Here is a 4,683-nt window from a genome sequence, read left to right as displayed (position 1 = left end):
GCCGCCACTACCGGGAGGCGCCGGGCGGACCCGGCGCCCTCCCTTACTTGCGCTGGTCAGCGCTGGCGTCACGCACGGCGCGGAACGACTCGTCCTTGCTCCAGTTCGGCCAGCTGCGCGAGTTGGCCAGCTGGTCGCCCAGTGCGTAGAGCACTTCCAGGTCACGGGCCGCGCCGGCAAACACCCAGTCCGGCTGCCATTCGTCGCCCTGCTGGTGGTAGCGCTTGGCGGTGTAGTCTTCCGAGGCCTTCTTGCCTGCGGCTACGCCGCCATCCACCCAGTCCTGGCCGGCCGACCACGACAGCGCCGGCACGCCGCGCTTGGCGAACGGGAAGTGATCGGAACGGAAGAACAGGCCCGCTTCCGGCTTCGGGTCCGGGGTGTAGCGGATGTCCCAGCCCTTGGCCACATCCTTCAGCTGGTCCAGCAGCTCGAAGCGCGCCGCACCGTAGATGCCGAAATCACGCGACGGGCCGAACGGCGCCATGCCGTCCATGTTGATCACCGCCACGGTCTTTTCCAGCGGGTACAGCGGATGGGTGGCGTAGTACTCCGAACCCAGCAGGCCCTTCTCCTCGGCGGTGACCGCCAGGAACAGCACCGAACGCTGCGGGCGCTTGGCCTTGGCGAAGCCGCGCGCCAGCTCGACCAGCGAGGCGGTACCGCTGGCATTGTCCAGCGCACCGTTGAAGATGCGGTCACCGCGCGCATCCGGCTCGCCCACGCCGATGTGGTCCCAGTGCGCGCTGTAGATGATCGTCTCGTCCGGGTGGCGGCTGCCTTCCAGGCGCGCGGCCACGTTGTGCGAGGTGATCACTTCGGTCTTCACCGCATACTTCGCGTCCAGGCTGGCGCCGGTCAGCGGCACCGGGGTGAAGTCGCGCTGCTGCGCCTTCTTCTTCAGCGCATCGAAGTCCTGCCCGGCCGAGCGGAACAGCTCCACGGCCAGGTCGCGCTGGATCCAGCCTTCCAGCAGCGGATGGCTCTCGGCCGGGTTGTCGCGCACCACGTCGAACATGGTGTTGGTGTTGGAACCGGCCACGGTGGCCCAGCCGTACGAGGCCGGTGCGGTCTCGTGCACGATCAGCACGCCCAGCGCGCCCTGGCGGGCGCCTTCCTCGTACTTGTAGGTCCAACGGCCGTAGTAGGTCATGCCCTTGCCGTCGAAGTCGCCCTGCCCGGTCTCGAAGTCCGGGTCGTTGATCAGCACCACGGCGATCTTGCCCTTCAGGTCGACGCCCTTGAAGTCGTCCCAGTTGCGCTCCGGGGCCTTCACGCCATAGCCAAGGAACACCAGCGGCGCCTTGCTGATATCAACGTTGCTGGCGCCGTTCATCGCGGCACGCACGGCGATCTGCTTGCCCTGTTCCAGCGGCAGGGTCTTGCTGCCCTGGTGCAGGGCCAGCTGCGGTGCGCCGACGATATCGCCCTTGCGCAGCGGCACGGCCTGGGTCCACAGGCGCTTGCCGTCCTTGAGGTCGCCGCCGGGCTGCAGGCCGGCATCGGCGAACTGCTTGCTGAGGTAGGCGATGGTCTTCTCTTCGCCGGCAGTGGCCGGCGAGCGGCCCTCGTAGGCGTCGGAGGCCAGTTCCTTGACGTCGGCGGAGATCCGCGCGCCATCGAATTTCGGCGTGGCCGCCATCAGTGCGCTCGACACCGACAGGGCCAGCACGCCCAGTACTACTCGTTTCATTGCTCTCTCCAGCAGGGAAATCTCTCTGGAGTGTAATGGGATTCGGCAGCGCTGCGCCCCGCCTTTGGTGGGTGTCGACCTTGGTCGACACGCCACGCCATGCATGGGGTCAGATCCCGTTCCCGTCGGAAGAGAGCGCTGACCCCGATCGCTGGGCGCGCAACAGCAGCAGCTCGCGCTCGCGGGCGTTGCCGGTCAGCGCGGCGGCGGCGGCGAAGGCCGCGCGCGCGTCATCGGCCCGGCCCAGCTGCTGCAGCAGGTCGCCACGCACCACCTGCAAGGGCGCATAGCCCTGCAACCGCGCATCGGCCAGCAAAGGTTGCAGCAGCGCCCAGCCCGCAAACGCGCCGTCGCTGCGCGACACCGCCACCACCCGGTTCAGGGCCACGACCGGCGACGGCATCACCTGCAGCAACTGTGCATACAGTGTGGCGATGCGCGTCCAGTCGGTATCTTCGGCGCGGCGTGCGGCGGCATGGCAGGCCGCGATGCGCGCCTGCAGCACGTACGGGTCTTCGCCGCCATTGGCCGCCAGTGCGCGTGCCAGTGCCTGCTGGCCGCGCTCGATCTGCAGCCAGTCCCAGCGTGCGCGGTTCTGCTGGTCCAGCAGCACAGGCGTGCCCTGCGCATCGGTCCGCGCGGCCGCGCGTGAGGCCTGCAGTTCCATCAACGCCAGCAGGCCCAGCACCGGCGGCACCGGCAACCGGTGCGCCAGGATGCGCGCCAGCCGCAGCGCTTCCTCGCACAGTGCCGGTCGCATCCAGTCATCACCGGCGCTGGCCGCGTAGCCTTCGTTGAACACCAGATAGATCGCCTCCAGCACCGAGGCCAAGCGCTCGGGCATCGCCTCCGCGCGCGGCACTTCGTAAGGCACCTGTTTCTGCGCCAGGGTGCGCTTGGCGCGCACGATGCGCTGGGCGATGGTCGGTTCCGGCTGCAGGAAGCCGCGGGCGATCTCGGTGGTGGTCAGGCCGCCGAGCAGGCGCAGGGTCAGCGCCACCCGCGCATCGGCGGGCAGCACCGGATGGCAGGCCACGAACATCAGCCGCAGCAGATCGTCGCCCAGGTCATCTTCCAGCGCCTGGCTGTCATCCGGTGCCGGCAGCGCCGCCGGATGCAGTTCCTCGCCCCACTGCGCATGCTGCTGCGCCACCCGCTGGTGCTGGCGCAGCACATCGATGGCACGGTTGCGCGCAGTGGTCATCAGCCAGGCTCCGGGGTTGTCCGGGATGCCCTGCTCCGGCCAGCGCTCCAGCGCGGCCAGCCAGGTGTCCTGGGCCAGCTCCTCGGCGCGACCCACATCGCCCCCGAGCAACCGCGCCAGGCGCGCGATCAGCACCGGCGACTCCATCCGCCAGAGGGTTTCAAAGCGCTGCGTCAGTGCGGGATCAGGCATGCGCCGATCACAGCATGCACGCCTGGCGCGCACAAGCGCGCCGCGGCGCGATGCTCAGCCCGGCTCGCCGTCCATGTGCGCGATTTCCCAGAGATGCCCATCCAGGTCCTGGAAGCCGCGCTGATACATGAAGCCATAGTCACGTGCCGGCTGCGGTTCACTGGCGCCGGCCGCGAGTGCCTTGTCCACCATTGCGTCCACCGCCTTGCGGCTGTCTGCCGACAGGCAGGTGATCACCTCGGTGTGACTGTGCGCATCGGCAATCGCCTTGTTGGTGAACTGCTTGAAGAACGGCTGGGTCAGCAGCATCACGAAGATGCTCTCGCTGACCACCATGCAGGCCGCATCGTCGTTGGTGAAGGTCGGGTTGAAGCTGTAGCCCAACGCGGCGAAGAAGGCCTTGGACGCGTTCAGATCCTGCACGGGCAGGTTGACGAAGATCATCTGCGGTTGCGGTGCACTCATCGGTAAAGCTCCTTGTGGATGAAAGAGGGAATGGGATCAGGGCTGCTTCATGCAGTTGACCATCCACGGCTTGCCGTAGCGATCGATCAACATGCCCCAGCGATGCGCCCAGAACGTTTCGGCAATCGGCATCTGTACCTGGCCCCCCTCGGCCAGCGCGGCGAACACGCGCTCGGCTTCTTCAATGCTGTCAACGTCGACATTGATGGTGGTCGAGCCACCCTCGCCACCGCCGGGGCCGTCGGCGGCCATTACGATCGCGTTGCCGATCTCCAGCTGGCTGTGCGCGACGTGGTCCAGGGTTTCCGGCGGCATCTCGTTGCAACCCGGCGAGCCATCGGACGGCGGCATGTCCCGGTACTTCATTTCAGAGGTGACCTGGCCACCGAGTGCCTTGGCATAGAATGCCATCGCATCGTGGGCCTGGCCGCTGAAGCCGAGGAAGGGAATCAGTTTCATGGCATTGCTCCGTTGATTGATACAGGGTGTTGCCAGGCCATGCCCGGCGTGGAGTGAGTCGGGTCAGCCTTCCAGCCGCGCACGCAGACGCTGTTCCTGCTGCTGTAAGTCGGGGGTGAAGGCTTCACCGAAGTCTTCGGCGGAGATCAGGGGGCGCAGTTCCAGCGTGCCGCCGCTGCCGAACGGCGCACGGCTGGCCCACTCGACGGCCTCGTCCAGCGACCGCACCTCCCACAGCCAGAAGCCAGCGATCTGCTCGTCGGCGGGGCCGAATGGACCGGCCTCGACCGTGGGTGCCGTGCCACCGAAATGAATGCGGCGGCCGCGCTGGGTGGCATGCAGACCTTCACCGGCCAGCATGATGCCGGCGGCCACCAGTTGTTCGTTGAAGGCGCCCATTTCGGACAGCTCCTGCTGGCTGGGCATGCGGCCGGCTTCGGAGTCGGCGTTGGCCTTCACGATCACCATCACTTTCATTGCGGTCTCCTGTGGGGACGCGTGGTGCGTGCCCTTCACTGGGTACAACGAACCAGGGCGATGGGAATCGACACGTCTTCTGAAAATTATTTCTTCGGCGGGAAGCGCGCCTTCGGCGGGAGTCGGCGAACGGCGGAGCCCCTCCGTGGTGGGGTGGGAGGGTCGCTGGAAGCTCCGGCTTATGGGTTTGGCC

General features: G+C 67.4%; 5 protein-coding genes. All 5 read right to left on the bottom strand.

The window, feature by feature from the left end; all coding sequences use genetic code 11:
* Positions 1-43: 43 nt before the first annotated feature.
* Positions 44-1,693, bottom strand: coding sequence for a M28 family metallopeptidase (locus tag O0J73_RS21580; protein ID WP_197565091.1), 1,650 nt, complete (start codon positions 1,691-1,693; stop codon positions 44-46).
* A gap of 109 nt (positions 1,694-1,802) precedes the next feature.
* Complete coding sequence (locus O0J73_RS21575) at positions 1,803-3,089, bottom strand: sigma-70 family RNA polymerase sigma factor (RefSeq protein WP_308309603.1); 1,287 nt, start codon at positions 3,087-3,089, stop codon at positions 1,803-1,805.
* Between the two features lie 54 nt (positions 3,090-3,143).
* Positions 3,144-3,554, bottom strand: a complete 411-nt coding sequence (locus O0J73_RS21570; RefSeq protein ID WP_004153957.1) for a VOC family protein — start codon at positions 3,552-3,554, stop codon at positions 3,144-3,146.
* Positions 3,555-3,590: 36 nt separating this feature from the next.
* Positions 3,591-4,013, bottom strand: a complete 423-nt coding sequence (locus tag O0J73_RS21565) for a VOC family protein (RefSeq protein WP_004153956.1) — start codon at positions 4,011-4,013, stop codon at positions 3,591-3,593.
* Between the two features lie 63 nt (positions 4,014-4,076).
* Positions 4,077-4,490: a YciI family protein gene (locus O0J73_RS21560; protein ID WP_197565089.1), complete on the bottom strand. Its 414-nt coding sequence runs from the start codon at positions 4,488-4,490 to the stop codon at positions 4,077-4,079.
* Between the last annotated feature and the right edge of the window lie 193 nt (positions 4,491-4,683).

This window comes from Stenotrophomonas sp. Sm6012, assembly GCF_030985895.1.
Lineage (GTDB): Bacteria > Pseudomonadota > Gammaproteobacteria > Xanthomonadales > Xanthomonadaceae > Stenotrophomonas > Stenotrophomonas forensis.
The sequence above is the reverse complement of the archived record's forward strand: the minus strand, read 5'-3'. Positions and strand labels throughout refer to the sequence as shown.

What these genes read in the sequence shown, in the direction of transcription:
- O0J73_RS21580 (WP_197565091.1), bottom strand. Translation starts at nt 1,693, where the DNA reads ATGAAACGAGTAGTACTGGGCGTGCTGGCCCTGTCGGTGTCGAGCGCA.
- O0J73_RS21565 (WP_004153956.1), bottom strand. Translation starts at nt 4,013, where the DNA reads ATGAAACTGATTCCCTTCCTCGGCTTCAGCGGCCAGGCCCACGATGCG.
- O0J73_RS21575 (WP_308309603.1), bottom strand. Translation starts at nt 3,089, where the DNA reads ATGCCTGATCCCGCACTGACGCAGCGCTTTGAAACCCTCTGGCGGATG.
- O0J73_RS21570 (WP_004153957.1), bottom strand. Translation starts at nt 3,554, where the DNA reads ATGAGTGCACCGCAACCGCAGATGATCTTCGTCAACCTGCCCGTGCAG.
- O0J73_RS21560 (WP_197565089.1), bottom strand. Translation starts at nt 4,490, where the DNA reads ATGAAAGTGATGGTGATCGTGAAGGCCAACGCCGACTCCGAAGCCGGC.